Source organism: Micromonospora sp. NPDC002411 (assembly GCF_053592955.1).
The window spans coordinates 1-1,811 of the sequence record NZ_JBSFBM010000606.1; the positions used below are offsets into that span (position 1 = coordinate 1).

Here is a 1,811-nt window from a genome sequence, read left to right on the forward strand (position 1 = left end):
CCGGCGACGGCCTGGGTCGTCGTGACCGACCGGGACCTGATGATGGACAATGCTTCGGTCTTGACCGGTGGCAGGCCGCTCACCTCGAATGTCAGGGCGAGAGCGCGGGTGTCCTGCACGACGGCACCTCCTCGTTGGGACGATCCTGCCGAACCGGGGGAGCGGCGGTGCGACGTTCCCGCGATTACCAACCGATCGGGCAGGTGGGGGTCGGCCGAGGCGTGTCGACGGCGGCGGCGAACGCGCTGGCTGCGGCGCTAGGAAAACGCTAGTCGACGCCGCCCGCGCTGGGTAGTCGGTCGTTCACCCGGTTGGTCGCGGTGCGAATGCGCAGAACTCGTTGCCCTCCGGGTCGGCCAGCACCCACCACCAGTGCGCCTCGTCGAGAGGCTCGCTCAGCAGCGTCGCGCCCGCGGCGAGCAGCGCGGTCGGCTCCGGGTCGACCAGGTCGACGTCCCAGTGCAGCCGGTTCTTGACCGTCTTGGGCTCGGGCACCTCGGCGAACACCCAGTAGTCCCAGGGGAACCCGGATGCGCCGACCACCCCCGCGTAGGTCCCCTCGTCCTCGACGGTGCCGCCAACCACCCCGGCCCACCAGGTCGCCTGCGCAACCGGGTCGGTCGAGTCGACGACCAGCTCGAACGGGCCCGGCCGGGTGCCCTCCCGGGCCGGGAACGCGCAGAACTCGTTGCCCTCCGGGTCTTCCAGCACCCACCAGGTCGCCTCACCGCTCGGCTCGCGGACCAGTCGGGCGCCGTCCGCGAGCAGCGCGACCGGGCCCGCGTCGGCCAACCGCAGATCCAGGTGTACGCGGGTCTTGCCGACCCGGGGCTCGGGCACCTTGTTCACCCAGATCGACTCGGCGTTCGAGCGGGCTGAGCGAGGGTCCACACGGGTGTCGTCGTCACCGGCGTCGGCCACATCACCATCGAGCATCCTGGCCCAGAAGCCGCCAAGTGCGAGCGGGTCGGCGGCGTCCAGGCAGAGGTCCTTGAATCGGGCCAGCACCGCTCCATCATGCCTGGTCCGTGCGCACCTGTCCGGCAGGAGCCGCTGGGCGCACGCGCTGAACGTCATCCTTGCCGTTATATAACGTCGCACGTACTATCCAGGCATGCATGAATCCACTTTCCTCATCCTCACCGCTCTGGCCGGGCAGCCGTTGCACGGCTATGGGGTCGTCCAGGCGGTCGAGGAGTTGTCGGCGGGCGACGTGAAGCTGCGGCCCGGCACCCTCTACGGCGCACTCGACCGCCTGGTCGAGCAACGCCTGATCGAGGTCGACCGGGAGGAGGTCGTCGACGGGCGGCTGCGCCGCTACTACCGGCTCACCGAGGCAGGGGCGGTCGCTCTGCGAGCCCGGGCCGAGCGACTGCGTCGGCATGCCACGGCGGCCGAGACCCAGCTGGGCAAGCGCCTCGGCGGTGCCCTGGACTCTGGCACGGTGATCGCGTGACCGCCGCCGTGTGGTCGAGCGACGAGGGCAGTCTCGAACGCCACTACCGAAAGCTGCTGCTCGCGTACCCGGGCCGGCACCGGCGGCGGTACGGCTCCGAGATGATCACCACGCTCCTGGAGATGGCGGTCCCCGGCCAGCGCCGCCCCCGGCCCGGCGAGGCCCTGCACCTGGTCGCCAGCGGCCTGCGACAGCGGCTCCGGCTGCCCGCGCGCGGGCCACTCCCGGTGATCGCGGCGGTCCTCCTCGCCCTGACGATGCGAAGAGCGGCCGGACCAGCAGGTAGGTGACGCAGGCGATCAGCGCGGCGGCCGGGAACGTGATGATCCAGGCGATCACGATGTTGCCGGCGACG

3 protein-coding genes are annotated in these 1,811 nt (G+C 71.2%); 2 read left to right on the forward strand and 1 reads right to left on the reverse strand.

Annotated elements, in window-relative coordinates:
• Nucleotides 1-303: 303 nt before the first annotated feature.
• Nucleotides 304-1,077 carry a VOC family protein gene (locus ACWCO3_RS34365; RefSeq protein ID WP_450014162.1) on the reverse strand — a complete coding sequence of 258 codons (774 nt, stop codon included), beginning with the start codon at nt 1,075-1,077 and terminating at the stop codon, nt 304-306.
• A 37-nt stretch (nt 1,078-1,114) separates the two neighbouring features.
• Here ACWCO3_RS34365 and ACWCO3_RS34370 point away from each other — a divergent pair, with 37 nt between their 5' ends.
• Complete coding sequence (locus tag ACWCO3_RS34370; protein ID WP_145779975.1) at nt 1,115-1,456, forward strand: PadR family transcriptional regulator; 342 nt, start codon at nt 1,115-1,117, stop codon at nt 1,454-1,456.
• Complete coding sequence (locus ACWCO3_RS34375) at nt 1,453-1,746, forward strand: hypothetical protein (protein ID WP_450014164.1); 294 nt, start codon at nt 1,453-1,455, stop codon at nt 1,744-1,746. Before ACWCO3_RS34370 ends, ACWCO3_RS34375 begins: the two co-directional genes overlap by 4 nt.
• Nucleotides 1,747-1,811 lie beyond the last annotated feature (65 nt).